The following is a 14,484-nucleotide window of genomic DNA, read 5'->3' as shown; positions in this document are numbered from 1 at the left end:
CAATCTTGTCGCTCTGTTTGAACCGCGCGATCATCTCCGGCAGGGGAACATCAGTAAGGGCATCACTGTAGTTTGCGAGAAAGATTTCTTCATCGCCGACAAGGTGCCTGACCGCTGCGAGGCGCTGGCCGATATTGCGCCATGTTCCAGTATCCGCGAGCGTTACACGCCAGTCTGGCGGCCGCTCGCCCAGGAATTCGATGTTCTTGCCGAAATCCGAAACGACGCAGTCCATGCTTGAGGTCGGCCTAAGATTCAGAAAATAATCCTTGATGACGTTCGCTTTGTATCCAAGACAAAGAATGAAATCCCGGTGACCGTATTGACTATAATATTGCATCACATGCCACAAGATAGGCTGGTGACCGATGGGCACCATAGGCTTAGGGATGCTCTCGGAATACTCTCGAATGCGAGTACCAAGCCCGCCACAGAATAGAACTACCTTCATGACACGAGCTCTCGCGGATCGATCACCTCGACGCTGGGAATCGGAACGATGAACTTGCAACCCCATTCGCTAACATGGCGCATCTGCGCAATGATCTCGCTCTTCAAATTCCACGGCAATATTAGCAAATAGTCAGGCCGCGCCTCGTCGATAGCAGAAACCGGATGGATTGGAATATGCATTCCGGGTGTGTAGAGGCCTTGCTTGTACGGATTGCGGTCTACGGTGAAATCCAGGAAATCAGTGCCGATCCCACAATAGTTCAGCAGCGTATTGCCCTTGCCGGGAGCACCATAGCCACACAGTTTGGCGCCCTTCTCTTTGCACTCGATCAAGAAAGATAGCAGCTGTCGCTTCGTGCGATGAACGCTTGCAGCAAACTGCGCATACGTTCCGATATCCTCGAATCCAATCTCGCGTTCATGGGCCAGCAAGGCGTTGACTCTCGGTGATGTCGCATGCCCCGCATCGACGCCACAAAGATAGACCCGTAGCGAGCCGCCGTGAGTAGGCAGCTGCTCGACGTCGAACAACTTCAGGCCATGCTTGTTGGCAAGGCGTTCGATTGTGACGACTGAGAAGTAGGAAAAGTGCTCATGATAAATCGTATCGAACTGGTTTTCCTCGATTAGTCGCTCAAGATGGGGAAACTCTAGCGTGATTACGCCGTTCGGAGCGATCAGATTGGCCATCCCGGCGACGAAGTCATTGAGATCCGGAACCTGTGCCAGCACGTTGTTGCCGATGATAAGGTCGGCACGCTGTCCCTCAGATGCAAGTCGTCGCGCAAGATCCAAGCCGAAGAATTCAACCAGAGTGGGAATACCCTTTTGCCGCGCGACCGCGGCCACATTGGCCGCGGGCTCAATGCCGATGACGGGAATGTTGAGTGGCAGAAAGTGCTGAAGCAGGTATCCGTCGTTGCTGGCGATCTCAAACACCTTGCTATTTGAAGCTAGTCCGAATCGAGCTTTTGCCATTTCGCAATACTGTCGCGCGTGCTCGACCCATGATGTCGAATAAGAGGAGAAATATGCGTACTCAGTAAAGATATGCTCTGGTTTGACGTATTCACTCAGCTGCACGAGAAAGCACTCGCCGCAAACGAGCGCGCGCAATGGGTAATAGGGCTCCATCTGGTCGAGCCGCTGCGCCGCAACAAAGCTCTCGCAAAGCGGCGACATGCCGAGGTCCACCAAGCTGGTCTTGAGTGGCGAACGACACAACCGGCAAACGCCTTGTCTATTCGACGCGGAATATAAATTGTTCTCGCCGGCTTGCCCCGTCGGATTTTCTTTTGTCACTTGCAAATTCATCACACCAATAAGACCCCCTGGCAGAGAGCTTGACCGCTAGTCGCCTTCTACCACCAATCGGCGGATTCTCCCGAGTTTTGTATAGTTAAAATCCGCAACTGGGTGATTTAAATTATTTAAATGGTTATCATGGTAAACTGGGCTTGATCAATGAAAGGGTTAAGAACAGCGGCAATTGCACGCACCCGAGGGCAATTCCTTTGGCTCTAAAGCTGCATCTTATGTGGGAGATGCCGCTGGTAACTCCGCTCAACCGAATTTGACACCGCTGCGGTTTCCCGAGCTCTCGCAGATGCGAACTGCAATGACGATCTGACGGGCTCGCCTCGGTGATATTAGATGCGCTCGGACTGCTGACCCAACTGATCATAAAGACCCAGGAGCCAGAGTTGGGGCTATTATCCGGTCGGCGCACAGACGCTGAGTGACTTTGTAAAAGGAGGTGACATCGCACCATGCAATTTCATAATACGACGTTCCGTGACACCTGGCTCGTACAGTTGGAACCGATCCACGACACGCGTGGCTTTTTCGTACGCACTTTTTGCGTCGACGAGTTTGGTGCTCGTGGCCTCGAGACGAACTTTCCCCAGCACAGCGCGTCCTACTCAGGGCGGAAGGGGACCTTGCGCGGCATGCACTATCAATGCCCTCCGCACAGCGAGGTGAAGCTCGTTCGCTGTGTTAAAGGCGCCATCTGGGATATTATCGTCGATATTCGGCCGGACTCTCCCACATTCCGTTGCTGGGAGGGTTTCGAACTCTCTGAAAGCAATCACCGCCAGCTCTACATCCCAAGAGGATTCGCGCATGGTTTTCAGACCCTCAGCGAGGGCGTCGAGGTTAACTATCTGATTTCGGAGCGGTATGTTGCGGAAGCGGCACGTGGCATTCGCCACGACGATCCGAGTTTTGCCATCCAATGGCCGCTGCCTGTTAGCGAAATCTCAGCAAAAGACTTGCGATGGCCTGATTTCTCCGCCTCTTCCACATCCCGCAGCTGACTCCGTGGACCCGGCCAGGATCAGTTTGGTCAGCGGTGTCATGGATCGCGTAAATCGCTGCACGGCTCCAGCAAGCCATGCTTTCGGAGCAACTCGGCAGTGCTCCGCACCGTCGCAAATGGCAGCTCCGCGCGTTCGGCTATGTCAAGCAGTGAATGGCTCCCGTCGGAAAGGTTGAGTATCCAGAGCATTGCCATGTTTGCAGCCGCGGCGTGTTTGTCTCCGCCGATCGCGGCATAGAGACCACGCTTCCCAAGCTGTGGCTCGCATTTTGGAATTGTGTTGCGGTAGACTACGTCGCTTTCAATAAGGTCGATCGTTTCGACGATCAGTTGATAGGATCGGTACAGATGATCGGGCCGTATGAAGTCGAGATTGTCAGCTGAGGTGTGGTATTCTGGAATCGCGCCGAATTTGCTGCGTTGGAAAAGCCCAACAGGCAGGTTGAAACCCGGGGAGCAGTATTGGCGCTCGTCGTAGCCATAAGGTGAAAATTCAAGAATCGTCGGCATTAATCCGGAGTGACGTAGAGAGTGTGTCATCGCTCGATCAATTGCCGCATCACCACGTCTGCTTTTTTTGTAGGTTGGGCCTCCGCCATCCCCCACCATCGAAACAACGAGCCCGTGCTTGATCCGGTTGGCATTCTGCTCATTACGCGCCAGCCAGGTGATCGCTCCAATTGTGCCGGGCGCGAACAGGAACCGATAGCTGTAACGTGTCTGTGCGCCCGCGATGCGCTTGGCTAGATGGGTCAGCAGTGCCACGCCCGAGCAATTGTCGTTGGCGAGAGAAGGGTGGCAGATATGGGCGGAAACCAAAATTTCGTCTTCTGTTTCGCCTCTATGCAAGTATTCACCATAGGTCAGATGTCCGTCGGTTAGCTTGGAATCGATCAGAACCTCATAGGTCTCATCTCGCAGGTTTTCGAACTGGCGATGGGCCATGCAGAATCCCCAGTTCTCCGCATAGTAGGAGGTTCGATAGGGGATGAGATCAGGCTGATCGGGTAATGTGTGGAGATGGCCCTTGAGCTCGTCTAGTGAGATCTGCCGCCGCACGGGAACGCTGTAACTCATAACGTGCAAATTCGAGCTGGCAAAATCGACAATCTTTTGGCCTCGTGAATCCTTGATGTAGGCGTCGCGAATGTTCCATTCGCGAGGCACAGTCCAATCGAACACCGGGGTTCCCGTTGGTACCTCGTGAATGTCCAATCCAATGTGAGCATCGAGTTCGCGCAGCGTATCGCGAACACCGTTGCCGGTGATGCTACGGCAAATCGGGTAAATCTTCGCCGCGAGCGCGAAAATCTCCTGGCCGATGTCTTCGGCCGCGAGTTGGCAGCTCAAGGACTTCCCGGCATACATGGCTTTGCCCGGACCTACACCTTACGATCACGAGCCCACAGCGAAAGTCGGGGCAATTACATGCGGCTGCTGAGGGCGAGTGTAGCGCAATTGCGGATCGAGGACCCCATCGGCCAAGAGTTTCTTGATATGGCCAATGCGTTGATATCGTGGGCCTTCGAACTCCTGCAACGTCAGGCCGGCGGAGCGGTAGGTTCGGTAGAGCTGCTCCGCGCCCGCTCGCGCGTCCCACTGCGGCTTAAACGCCGGCAACTTGCGACAGATTTTTTCGAAACTCACGCGATAGGAACGGGAATCGGGTCCGGCATCGTCCGCAAATTCGATTACACTGCCGGGAACGACGGCCGCAACAATCTCTGCCAAATCCCGAATCTGATAGTTGTGTGCGGTCTGACCGACGTTGAACGCTTCGTTGAAAACGACATCCGCGGGCGCCTCCAGGGCTGCGATGAAGGCGCGCGAGATGTCTTCGATGTGTACAATTGGGCGCCACGGCGTGCCGTCCGACTTCAAATGGATCTTCCCCGTGGTAAAAGCCCAAGCAACAAGGTTGTTCAACACAATATCGAAACGCAATCGCGGCGACACGCCATAGGCTGTGGCTGGCCGCAGGTAGACTGGGCAAAAACCATCTCCGGCGAGCTTTGAAATGTCACGTTCCGACATGACCTTCGATTCGCCATAGGCTGTCACAGGGTTGAGCGCGCCGGTTTCGTCGATCATGTCTTCGCCAGCTTTGCCGTAGTTGCTGCACGAGGAGGCAAACACGAAACGACGGACCCCGACCTTCTTGGCGAGCTCTGCTAAGCGGACACTTGCACGGTGGTTGATGTCGTCGGTCAGACCCGGCTCTAGATTTCCGAGAGGGTCGTTGGACAAAGCTGCCAGATGAATGATTCCATCAAAGCCCGCGAGATCATCAGCCGAGACATCGCGCGAATCCTTCAGGATGGTCGGTACCTGCCCCAACACTCCGCCGGCTGAATACGTACAAGTTGAGTAGAGATCACTATCTAGGCCGACGACATCGTGACCTGCTTTAACCAGCATTGGCGCCAGGATCGTGCCGATGTAGCCCAGATGCCCGGTCAGCAAAACACGCATTTTGACCACCTCAATGTTTGGCTTGATAATAAGAATTAAAATTCACCATAGCCGATCTTCTATAGCGGATCTTCGGGAAGAATTTACGCCCAGCGAAATTCGAGTTAATTCGTTAATGAATATTTAGCAAGGGGCACAGGGTTTACCGGAGCCAATTCGATAGCTTAGTTCGCTGGCAGACTGCTGGTCCAAGCGTCGTATGTATGGGCGGGTTGATCAGCGGCCACCAGCGGTCTCCAACACCAGGACCCAGTCTTCGTCGCCGGCCTGGTTCTGGTTCGGCGCGCGGAAGGTAAAGCTCCCAGTGTTTGCAATCGGCGCGCTTCCGACATCCGTGAAGCTGCCATCCGTCGGATCGAACCAGCGGGCGATAACGGGCGCAGCAAGTCGAGCCATATCGACAGTCAGCGGTCGTAGCGTCGGCATGTAAGCAATGACCATTGATCCATCATCCGTTCGCGCTGTCGTCGCACACCCATTGGCAGCAATATAGCCTATCCTTCTGGCTGCCCATACAAATCTCGAAAGAGCGGCGAAGTGCGCGGCCCACACGGCCGTTCGCCCAGCGTGACAGGCGATCGCATCGTATCCGCCCGTGACCGTCTTGTGGTCTTCGTCAGGACGAAGTTCGTACCATTTCCGCAGCGCGAAGAAGTTTTTCATAACTTTGAGCTGCTGGGCTCCAGGCGTATCGAGATGCGACCGCCAGCCCTTTTCCAATGGCCAGCTCCAGGCGCTACCGTACAGCTGGCCGCTCCCGCCGCTCAGCATGGTCCAGTACTCCTGCTTCCGAAGATTCAGCAAAGACCCGCCGTCGACGAGAAAATTGTTCTCGCCCTCGTATGCGCCTTCCACCAGAAACACCGGCTTGTGGTCAGCGCGATGGTATTCCGCCGATACCTGGGCGAATGCCGGGAGATAGCTGTAGGCCGCGTCGAGATCGACCAGCCCGCTCCAACTCGGATCATCGAGTGTTCCGCTGGTCCAATAGTTGAGCTCGGTCGTATGGATGTGGGTCGCGTCGACACTCCGAATGCCACGCGCCACGGCCTGCACGAGCGCGGTGTCAGTTGGATTGCGCCACGATTGGAAGTCATTGCCGTGGAGCCATATGATGTTTGTCCGATTAATGAAGCGGTTGCCAAGAAATTGTCCGTAGTGGAACGCCTTCTCGATCCCGTTCTGTCGCAAGACCGGCAGCCAGCTCTCGGTTTCGATCGGATCGAGCAAGACCGCAATGCCGCTCTGCTCGGCAAGCTTGATCATGTCGTCGGCACGTTGAATATAGGCTGCGTTGGGTGTCGCGAGATCCCCGGGCGTAAGGAAAGGCGCGATGCCGTCGTAAGTCGTTCCGTCCTTTGGACAGGTACCCTTGGTCGTGATACAGAATAGGTTAACCCAGAGCGTGTTCACGCCATAGTTCCGGCGATTTGCCAAGAACTCGGCAGCGTCGGCCAATGAGAGATTTACGATCAAGTTTTGGGGCGAGTCCCCCACCATCAAGAACGGCTTACCGTCGGCGTCCACGAGATAACGATTGTTTGCGCTCGACCTGATCGGAAACGCGATTTGGTCCGACTTGTCAATGAGCGCCGAGGACGGCTCTTGTGCTTGGACCCGATCTGAATGCGCGAGCCAGATTAAGGAGCCGGCCAGCGCCAAAACTAAGGCGCGGATGATATTAACGTGAAACGCACCCCATCGCATCGCTCGCCGACCGGGCATGAGAGATTTCGTCATCGCATAGGCTCTGCTCATGGAGCACCTCGACGAGGATGTATCCTCCCAAAACGCCTCGCACCTATTGACGCTGGACGGCTCGGTGCTCAACGTAGCGACAACTCAACAGGCCTGCTGAGCTATAAGTTAGTGCAGACCCTAGCGAAGCTTTCTGCGCAAACCACGGAAATAGCTATCGACGTACACGTCCAAAATGGCCGCGTAGAGCGCTGCGATTACGAACGCCATCAGAACGAGCAACGGCTTGGCTGTGGCGAGCCACGGGGCATTTTTCTCTAGAGCAAAAATAGCAATTTGATGAATAAGATACATCGCGTAGGAATAAACGCCAATCCTCGCAACCCACGGATGGTTCAGCAGCGTAAAGGGAAAGTACGCGGCGTACTTTATCGCGAAGTAGAAAGTCGGCATGAGAGCGAGCCCTTGAATGCTGTACCGAAACGTCTCCCTAAAATAGACGTCACGCCAGGCGATCGTTATCGCCATGACGATTGCAGCAGCTGCCAAAAGGGCTGCAGACGCTGGTTCCAAGAATGGATTTGAGGTTCCGGGTTTTGCAAACCTCGGATTTGCAACTAGCGCGAGAAGACATCCGAACACAATGGAATCGACGCGGGTGTCGGAGCTGTAGTACGTCCTCTCAGTCACAAAGTTCGGTACGCTGGCGAGATACATCCGCCAAGCCAGCACGGCGAGGCACACAATTGCCAGAGCCACGACGATCCGTTGCCTTGAAAGCCCAAGCGCCAGCAAGCCGGTCAATATAGCGGGGTAGATCATGTAAAAGTGCTCCTCGACAGCGAGGGACCACAGAATGCCTGTGCCTGCAGCCGTCGAGTTTCCCGGATCAAAGAACAGGGCGTAGTAGTTCGCGAAATAGAGGAGCTGCGCGAGAACGCCCGCCCATGAAATACCCCCGTCCAATCGACCCAGCCACACGAGCGAATATGCTACAGCCAGGGTAACCAGCAGTGGCGGAAATAAACGAAGCACGCGACGAAGGTAGAACTTTCCGATATGGATCCGCCCCAATCGCTCGCGCTCATCCATAAGAAGTGTCGTGATCAGGTAGCCGCTGAGGAAGAAAAAGATCGTAACGCCGAGCCCTCCCGGGACGACGCTGCCATAGCCTGCGTGCGACACCAGGACAATCAAGATGGAGATGGCGCGCAATCCATCCAGTGACGGTATGTTGCCCTTGTCAGACGGGGATCCCTTGATCACGCTCAGCCGTATTTTGTCATCAGGAGGCATGCTGAAAATAGTAGACTCGAAAGCTATATCAGCGGGTAAAGGGGGCAAGCAACCGGACATAGTAGGATTGGTAATACAGCGAAGGCTCCGAGATCGCCCACGAATTCGCGGGCCATGGGTCGTTGAACTGAAGATACGACTTGGCCGACGGCTGTACGAATGGCGGCGTCAAATTCTTCTGGCACAATGCAAAAGTCCTTGCACCGTAGCAGCGGTATGCAGGCGATCCCTCAGGTGCGCGGCAGCACGCGTCAACTGAGAATTGCGGATTAGGGCCGCCCACCAGGAAGCCCGGCGGCGGGCCAGGAAGCTGCTCGGTCACCTGTTGCCAGCGCGTGCCATAGGCGAACCAGCTGTGAAACATTGTCTTAGCCGAATGGCTGGCACCGGCCGGCGTCATGTTCGTCAGATAGACGAGCCCGAGCGGGTTCACGCCATCGATATAGTGCGCGTACTCCAAGGCCGCAGCGAGGCCGGCGTCGGATAGTTTTGGATCCGCACTATATACCGCCACCAACTGGTACAGCCTCGCCTGCATGGTTTTTCCCTTGTTGCTACCCCACGTGTAGTCTTTCATCGGGGCGCGATAAGGATCCGCGTGTTGCAGCGAGCCTTGAAACACCTCGGCAGCCCGCGACAGATTGATCAGGATATTCTCGCGGATAGATTTCGTCTTCTCAGGCGTGGCACGGGGCAGCCGCGCGTAGTAGAGTAGACTCTCCAGTGCATCGACTTCCCACATCGACGCCCCCCACGGCGGCAAGACGGCGGCATAGTTGGCGTCAACGAACGCTTTGAACTGCGCCTCGCCGCTCATCTCGAACAGGTAGGTCGCGGCCTCGAATTGCGCCCGCAGCCGCTCAGTCGGGTTCATTTCCTGCTGTCCGGAAGCGAGCCCCTTGGAGCCCGGCTGCTTTGATTCGTCGTTATTGTAGTACAGAACATTGGGGTTTGCGGTCGCCCAGCTCCACGCCGCCGTCGCGCGTTGTTTGAGATCGTCTGCGTATCGCTTGAGATCCGGCTCCGGACGGGACGCAAGGAACTTCGAGGCGTATGCAAAGGCTGCCGCCCCCATCAGGGTCGCGGACGTGGTTGGAGGACCATAGTAGCTCCTCCCTTTGGCGTCGGACGGCGGGCTTGCGCTGTCCAGACCTTGAACACACAGGAGAGAGCCGTCCGAATTCTGCATCCGAACGAGCCAATCCAAACCCCACTTCACTTCGTCAAGAATATCGGGAATGCCGTTACCGGATTCCGGAATGCCGTAGTCGTCGGTGAAGGCCTGAGGGTGCTCCTCATAAGCGTGCAGCAGAACGATGATGTAGCGTGCAGCCCAGGACGTGTATTTGTTGAAGTCGCCGGCGTCATACCACCCGCCACGAAGATCCTTGATCTCCGATTTCGCGAGCGGGTTTGACAGCCAGCTCTCGTGATCGGACCATGGGCGCGACTCGGCATCCTGACCGGGGCCGAGGTGGCTGGCCTTATCCGCCCAGGCATTGCCCGCAAATTCCGGTTTCTTCTCGAATCCCGCGCGCTGATAAAAAAATGCGCGGAGAGCATGCTTCATAACATCTTTGTAGACGTGCTCGCCGATCGAGAAATCTGGCGATCGAACATTCTTCTCGAGGTCCACGACCGCGTACCGGCCCGGCGCCTCGATCTCGGAAAATTCGAACCACCAGGCCTTGTCGCCGGAAGCCTGATCCGTGATGCCGCCGCCCCACAATGTCGGCGACGCCGCTTTAACGATCTTGCCAGTCGCAAGCTCGATCAATGCGTAGGATTTGCTGGGCTCGAATTTGGTAGAACTGTCATAACCGACCTGAGGAACGCGGATAACGGCAACCTTCCTTGATTTCGTCAGATAGCCGAACTGATCGACAACAATCACCGGAATTGGGCCGTTGGGGCCGACCGTCAGATTCTTCCTCCAGTTGGCAGCGGCAAGATCCGATCGAACTGGCTGGTTCTGCTCGTCGGTTCCACTACGTTGAGCGTGGCTCGTGGAAACACAAATTAACGACAACGCTGCCAGGCACCAGCTACTATAGCGCACGTCCTTGACCTCGCTGTTTTGCCGCAGAATATCTCGCCAGCAAACGCGGCCCCTGCCCTTGATCCGTAAGTTTGACTTTGACCCAATTCGAATCGGCGGTCAAATTCGAACGTCAATGACTTGTGACGAGCAAATAATGCTCGAGATTGCCTGCGCGCGCAGAGAGCGGCAACATTGGCCGCAAGGTTCAAAACCGAGCTCGCAATCCAGCTCGACCGAGGTCCTCTTTTCTATATCTGAACGATCAAGCGAAAAAACGACGATCCCGAAGGCAACCTTCCGATCCCGCGCACGAGGATCGTTGATGGCGCCCAAAAGTATGCGCCGTCAAGAAATCTCTTGTCATACCTCCGCGGCGACCTGTTATGTAGGTAGCCATATATGCCACGCCGTGGATACAAATTAGTTGAAGCTAAAGTGACGTAATGTGGAGAAACCTCAAACCGTACGAACTTTGCGCGCAGGCTTTGACCACATGAAGATCCTTTTCGTGACGCCCTACGTTCCCAGTCCGCCGACTTTCGGCGGCCAGCGGCGCATCCACGGGCTAATGCGCGCGCTGAGCAATCGGCATGCACTCTCGCTGCTAGCGCTGTACAACCCTGTCGACCCAATTGACGAATGGCATCAGCGCACTCGTAGCTTCTATCCCGATACGGAATTGTTCGCGCAGCCCGCCTTTGGCCTGCAGGGAAGAGCCAAGCGGACCGCACAGCTGCGCTCGCTCTTCGAACTGCGTAGCTGGGACGCGATCTCGCACCGGAATGAGGCTATGGCGTCGCGTTTGCACGAGCGACTGACACGCGAGACGTGGGACGCCGTGATCGTCGAGTTTGCGCAAATGGCCGTCAACCTCACGAGGCTTCCGCGCGGCGTGCCGTGCGTGGTCGACGAACACAATGTCGAATACGATCTGCAGCGGCGCAGCGCGACCAGCTCTTCGAACCCGTTGCGGCGCACTTTCCTCGAGGCGAACTGGCGCAAGGTTCGCCGCGAGGAACTAACGACGTGGCGTACCTTCGATGGCGTATCGGTGACTTCTCCGCGTGATCTTGCCATCGTACAAGCGCACGCTCCACAGACACGCTGCGTGCTGTCGCCCAATGGCGTTGACCTCGATGAATTCACTGCACCAGCCGGAGCGCCGGAGCCAGACACTGTTATCTTTTTTGGCGCGCACAACTATTTTCCAAACGCCGACGGCCTGCGCTTTCTGTTCGCCGAAATCTGGCCGCTCGTTTTAGCTGCACGGCCGTCGACGCAATTGCGCGTCGTCGGTCCCTTGCCGCCGCCGGATATCGTCGCGCTGCGACCTCCCAATGTAACGTTCGAGGGTTATGTCAAGGACATCGTTGCTGAGGTTGGACGCGCAGCAATCGCTATCGCACCGCTTCGGATCGGGGGCGGCACACGCCTGAAGATTGTCGAGGCGATGGCGCTTGCGCGCCCCGTGGTAGCGACGTCCATAGGCGCTGAGGGCATCGAGGTGCAGCACGACCGTGACCTATTACTCGCCGATGCGCCGCGCGAGTTCGCAGGCGCGGTGCTGCGTCTCCTCGCGCACCCCGCCGAGGCGGCAGAACTGGGTCTGCGCGGGCGCCGCCTCGTCGAGAAGGCTTATAGCTGGGATACCTCGGCGTCTCGGCTGGAACAACTTATCGAAGAGCTTATAGAACGCCGCCGAACAGCCCCACAAAGGCTTCGGTCAAATTAAATGGTTACCTTCAATCCAATAAATACCGCGCTCGTCACAAACCTATCCGTGCTTGTATCATTGACCACAGGAATCTTCAGCTTGGCAACTTGGCTCCAAGCTCAACGAGCGCATGGTCGCCCTAGCCTTCTGACGGCGTCCCCTCTTCGACCGCTTCGTGCAGAAAACCGGTGAGCCTCTTAACGTAGAGATCGAGATTCATCTGGCGCTCAACCAGGTTGCGGCCATCGGCTCCAAGTCTGATCGCCTCCGTGGGGCTCGACAGCAACCGTCGTATTTCCGCGCGCAGGCTCGATGGATCTCCGGGCGGCACATACCGTCCGTTCTTGTCTTCGACCACCACGTCGGTTTGACCGTCAGTACGCGAACAAATGACCGCCTTCCCCATCGCAAAGCATTCCAGGATCGCGGTGACACCGGCCTGAAACTTGACGTTCTCCAGCGGCATGACCATGAAGCAACTGTCGGCGTAGAGCTGGCGCAACTCGTACTGGGTGAACTTCCGCACCGTCACGTTGCTCGGAATGGTTGGGGTTGCAACACCCTCCGTGCGTTTGGCCCAGGGCGACGCTGCAGCGATCACCACGTCCACGTCGAGATCCTCCACTGCTCGCAACAGTGTTTCGTAATCGCGGCGCTCCAGCCCAACGGCACAGATTTGCGGGCGCGCCCTGGAATTCGGCGTGACCTGTTTGGGTGCAAAGAATTCCTGATCTACCATGAAGGGCGTCCACCGTACGCGATTGCGATCGAGTTTACAGCGATCCTCTATGAACCGTTGTTGCCAGCGGCTGTAGGTGATGAAGCGGTCGATGGCGCTTTGCACACCCAGCCAGTCCAGGAAAACGGTTTTCTTCGGCTCCGAAATGACATGTACGATCATCAAATGGCGCGGCCGTGTGCCGGGTGTAAACTTGAGGAGAGCAGCCAAGGGCAATCCAACTTGCTCGCCATCTGTGACGATCGCTTGACAGCTCTTGCGGACTTTCCAACAGGCGTAGGCGAGAACGAGATTGGGACCACCGAGCTTCTCGAGCACCGCGCCCGTTCGCCCCGCGATCTTGCGCGCCGCGGGGTAGTCGAGAAGGTCGGCATTGAAGCTTAGCGCAAGCTCCAAGTAGTCAGCCCGGGGGCGATGGCCGCTCGCGATCTGCTCTTGGATGTCCGCAGAGATGACGCCTGACACCGTCAATATCACACGCTTACTCATCCCATCAGCCCTACCGGTTGCCAAGCAAACTGTTCAGCCAGGTGCGACGATGCAGAGTCGCACTCATCGCCGACAGCCAAACTGTTATGATTTTGCCCAGCCAAACGACCAAAAATGTGATACTTGCCTTAAAAAGCTATCCGACACCTGCGTCCAGAACTGCGGCTGCGGTTAGTAAATCGTCTATCGAACAGGCTCGCAACTGGAGTTTTGCCGTTCTCAGGCTAGGGTCCAGTTGAGGGGAGTTGACGATGCCCAAGATTGCCGAGAGTTTGGCTGTTGCCTTGGGCGTCCTGACTAACCTCCCGTCCGTTATGATGGCGACCGAGCCTGCGCCCCCCCGGATCGGGACGTGGACCAACGTCACGCCCGCCGGGGCTGATTTGGTGAATATGCTGTCTTGTGAGAACTATGGGTCGATCACCATGGTGGCTGACCCCGCGCGACCCTCGACCCTTTTTACGCAATTCCATTGTCAGGGTGTCTGGAAGTCGGTCGACTATGGTCTCACATGGTCGGGCCCGGTTAATACCGGCCGTGGCGGAGCCGGGGCAAGTGGGGCGGGAGGGCTTGCCGTTGCGCGAGGCCCGGATGGACAGCCTCCAATTCTCTATTCGGCTGGTATTCGCGGGACCGGGGTCGGTTTCTGGAAATCCTCTGATGGAGGCTTGAGCTGGACCAACTATCGCGTGTTGCCCGGCGGAGATCGACAGGATTTCTATCCGCCCGTCGTCGATCCCTATGACCCAAATCATTTGCTCATGACCGGCCACCAGTCCAGCTTGATTGTGGAGAGCCTCGACGGAGGCCTGAGTTGGTCCGAAGTCGCCACCGCCGGTGGCATGAAACATAGCAGCGGCACGGGCTTCATCTTCTTGATCAATACTGGTCGCTCTGAGACAACGAGAGACACTTGGATCTGGACAGCAGAAGCCGCAGGAGGAAAAACGGGAACCTGGCGAACGAGCGACCGGGGGCGCACCTGGACACAGGTCAACAACAACGAGCATCCGCACGGGCAGATGCAGATCTATCAACCGGACAACAGCGGCATCATCTTCATGCCGGCGTTCCATTCGGACCTCGGCGCTGGCGTCCTGAGAAGTACAGATTATGGTAAGACCTGGACCCGCGTCGGCATTGCCATCGACCAAGCCGTTGTGTTCGGCACGCCCAAGCGCATCTACGCGATGTACGCATGGGCCTGTCGCGCCTGCACACTCGATCCAGCACTTCAGTCTGCGCCACGACCTGGCATATCC

11 protein-coding genes are annotated in these 14,484 nt (G+C 56.6%); 3 read left to right on the top strand and 8 right to left on the bottom strand.

Annotated elements, in window-relative coordinates; translation table 11 throughout:
* Positions 1 to 451: sugar phosphate nucleotidyltransferase (locus ABSE61_RS33545; RefSeq protein WP_423875473.1), on the bottom strand; the 451-nt coding region annotated here is incomplete at its 3' end.
* Positions 448 to 1,767: a methyltransferase domain-containing protein gene (locus ABSE61_RS33540; protein WP_423875472.1), complete on the bottom strand. Its 1,320-nt coding sequence runs from the start codon at positions 1,765 to 1,767 to the stop codon at positions 448 to 450. The genes ABSE61_RS33540 and ABSE61_RS33545, both read right to left, overlap by 4 nt.
* A gap of 455 nt (positions 1,768 to 2,222) precedes the next feature.
* Between ABSE61_RS33540 and rfbC the strand changes: the two genes are divergently transcribed.
* Positions 2,223 to 2,771 carry a dTDP-4-dehydrorhamnose 3,5-epimerase gene (gene rfbC, locus ABSE61_RS33535; RefSeq protein ID WP_423875471.1) on the top strand — a complete coding sequence of 183 codons (549 nt, stop codon included), beginning with the start codon at positions 2,223 to 2,225 and terminating at the stop codon, positions 2,769 to 2,771.
* A 38-nt stretch (positions 2,772 to 2,809) separates the two neighbouring features.
* On the opposite strand, the gene ABSE61_RS33530 is transcribed toward rfbC, so the two are convergent.
* The 5 genes from ABSE61_RS33530 to ABSE61_RS33510 all read right to left on the bottom strand — a co-directional run bounded on the left by ABSE61_RS33530 (position 2,810) and on the right by ABSE61_RS33510 (position 10,298).
* Positions 2,810 to 4,141, bottom strand: a complete 1,332-nt coding sequence (locus ABSE61_RS33530; protein ID WP_423875470.1) for a DUF4910 domain-containing protein — start codon at positions 4,139 to 4,141, stop codon at positions 2,810 to 2,812.
* Between the two features lie 27 nt (positions 4,142 to 4,168).
* Positions 4,169 to 5,245, bottom strand: a complete 1,077-nt coding sequence (locus tag ABSE61_RS33525) for an NAD-dependent epimerase/dehydratase family protein (protein ID WP_423875469.1) — start codon at positions 5,243 to 5,245, stop codon at positions 4,169 to 4,171.
* A 216-nt stretch (positions 5,246 to 5,461) separates the two neighbouring features.
* On the bottom strand, positions 5,462 to 6,907 hold the full coding sequence (locus tag ABSE61_RS33520) for an apiosidase-like domain-containing protein (protein WP_423875468.1): 1,446 nt from the start codon (positions 6,905 to 6,907) through the stop codon (positions 5,462 to 5,464).
* 216 nt (positions 6,908 to 7,123) lie between these two features.
* A complete protein-coding gene (locus ABSE61_RS33515; RefSeq protein WP_423875467.1) occupies positions 7,124 to 8,239 on the bottom strand; it encodes an acyltransferase family protein in 1,116 nt (371 codons plus the stop codon).
* Between the two features lie 28 nt (positions 8,240 to 8,267).
* Positions 8,268 to 10,298 carry a glycoside hydrolase family 9 protein gene (locus ABSE61_RS33510; RefSeq protein ID WP_423875466.1) on the bottom strand — a complete coding sequence of 677 codons (2,031 nt, stop codon included), beginning with the start codon at positions 10,296 to 10,298 and terminating at the stop codon, positions 8,268 to 8,270.
* A 550-nt stretch (positions 10,299 to 10,848) separates the two neighbouring features.
* Here ABSE61_RS33510 and ABSE61_RS33505 point away from each other — a divergent pair.
* The gene (locus ABSE61_RS33505) at positions 10,849 to 12,012 is read left to right on the top strand and encodes a glycosyltransferase family 4 protein (RefSeq protein ID WP_423875465.1); all 1,164 of its coding nucleotides are present in this window, start codon (positions 10,849 to 10,851) and stop codon (positions 12,010 to 12,012) included.
* A 121-nt stretch (positions 12,013 to 12,133) separates the two neighbouring features.
* Here ABSE61_RS33505 and ABSE61_RS33500 read toward each other — a convergent pair whose 3' ends face one another.
* A complete protein-coding gene (locus ABSE61_RS33500) occupies positions 12,134 to 13,222 on the bottom strand; it encodes a glycosyltransferase family 4 protein (RefSeq protein ID WP_423875464.1) in 1,089 nt (362 codons plus the stop codon).
* Positions 13,223 to 13,473: 251 nt separating this feature from the next.
* Here ABSE61_RS33500 and ABSE61_RS33495 point away from each other — a divergent pair.
* Positions 13,474 to 14,484, top strand: a 1,011-nt coding sequence (locus ABSE61_RS33495) for a WD40/YVTN/BNR-like repeat-containing protein (protein ID WP_423875463.1), incomplete at its 3' end; no start/stop codon positions are given.

Source organism: Bradyrhizobium sp. (genome assembly GCF_049519115.1).
Taxonomy (GTDB): Bacteria; Pseudomonadota; Alphaproteobacteria; order Rhizobiales; family Xanthobacteraceae; genus Bradyrhizobium.
This window is presented reverse-complemented; position numbering and strand designations above follow the sequence as displayed.

What these genes read in the sequence shown, in the direction of transcription:
- rfbC (WP_423875471.1), top strand. Translation starts at nt 2,223, where the DNA reads ATGCAATTTCATAATACGACGTTCCGTGACACCTGGCTCGTACAGTTG.
- ABSE61_RS33500 (WP_423875464.1), bottom strand. Translation starts at nt 13,222, where the DNA reads ATGAGTAAGCGTGTGATATTGACGGTGTCAGGCGTCATCTCTGCGGAC.
- ABSE61_RS33505 (WP_423875465.1), top strand. Translation starts at nt 10,849, where the DNA reads ATGCGCGCGCTGAGCAATCGGCATGCACTCTCGCTGCTAGCGCTGTAC.
- ABSE61_RS33525 (WP_423875469.1), bottom strand. Translation starts at nt 5,245, where the DNA reads ATGCGTGTTTTGCTGACCGGGCATCTGGGCTACATCGGCACGATCCTG.
- ABSE61_RS33540 (WP_423875472.1), bottom strand. Translation starts at nt 1,767, where the DNA reads ATGAATTTGCAAGTGACAAAAGAAAATCCGACGGGGCAAGCCGGCGAG.
- ABSE61_RS33530 (WP_423875470.1), bottom strand. Translation starts at nt 4,141, where the DNA reads ATGTATGCCGGGAAGTCCTTGAGCTGCCAACTCGCGGCCGAAGACATC.
- ABSE61_RS33515 (WP_423875467.1), bottom strand. Translation starts at nt 8,239, where the DNA reads ATGCCTCCTGATGACAAAATACGGCTGAGCGTGATCAAGGGATCCCCG.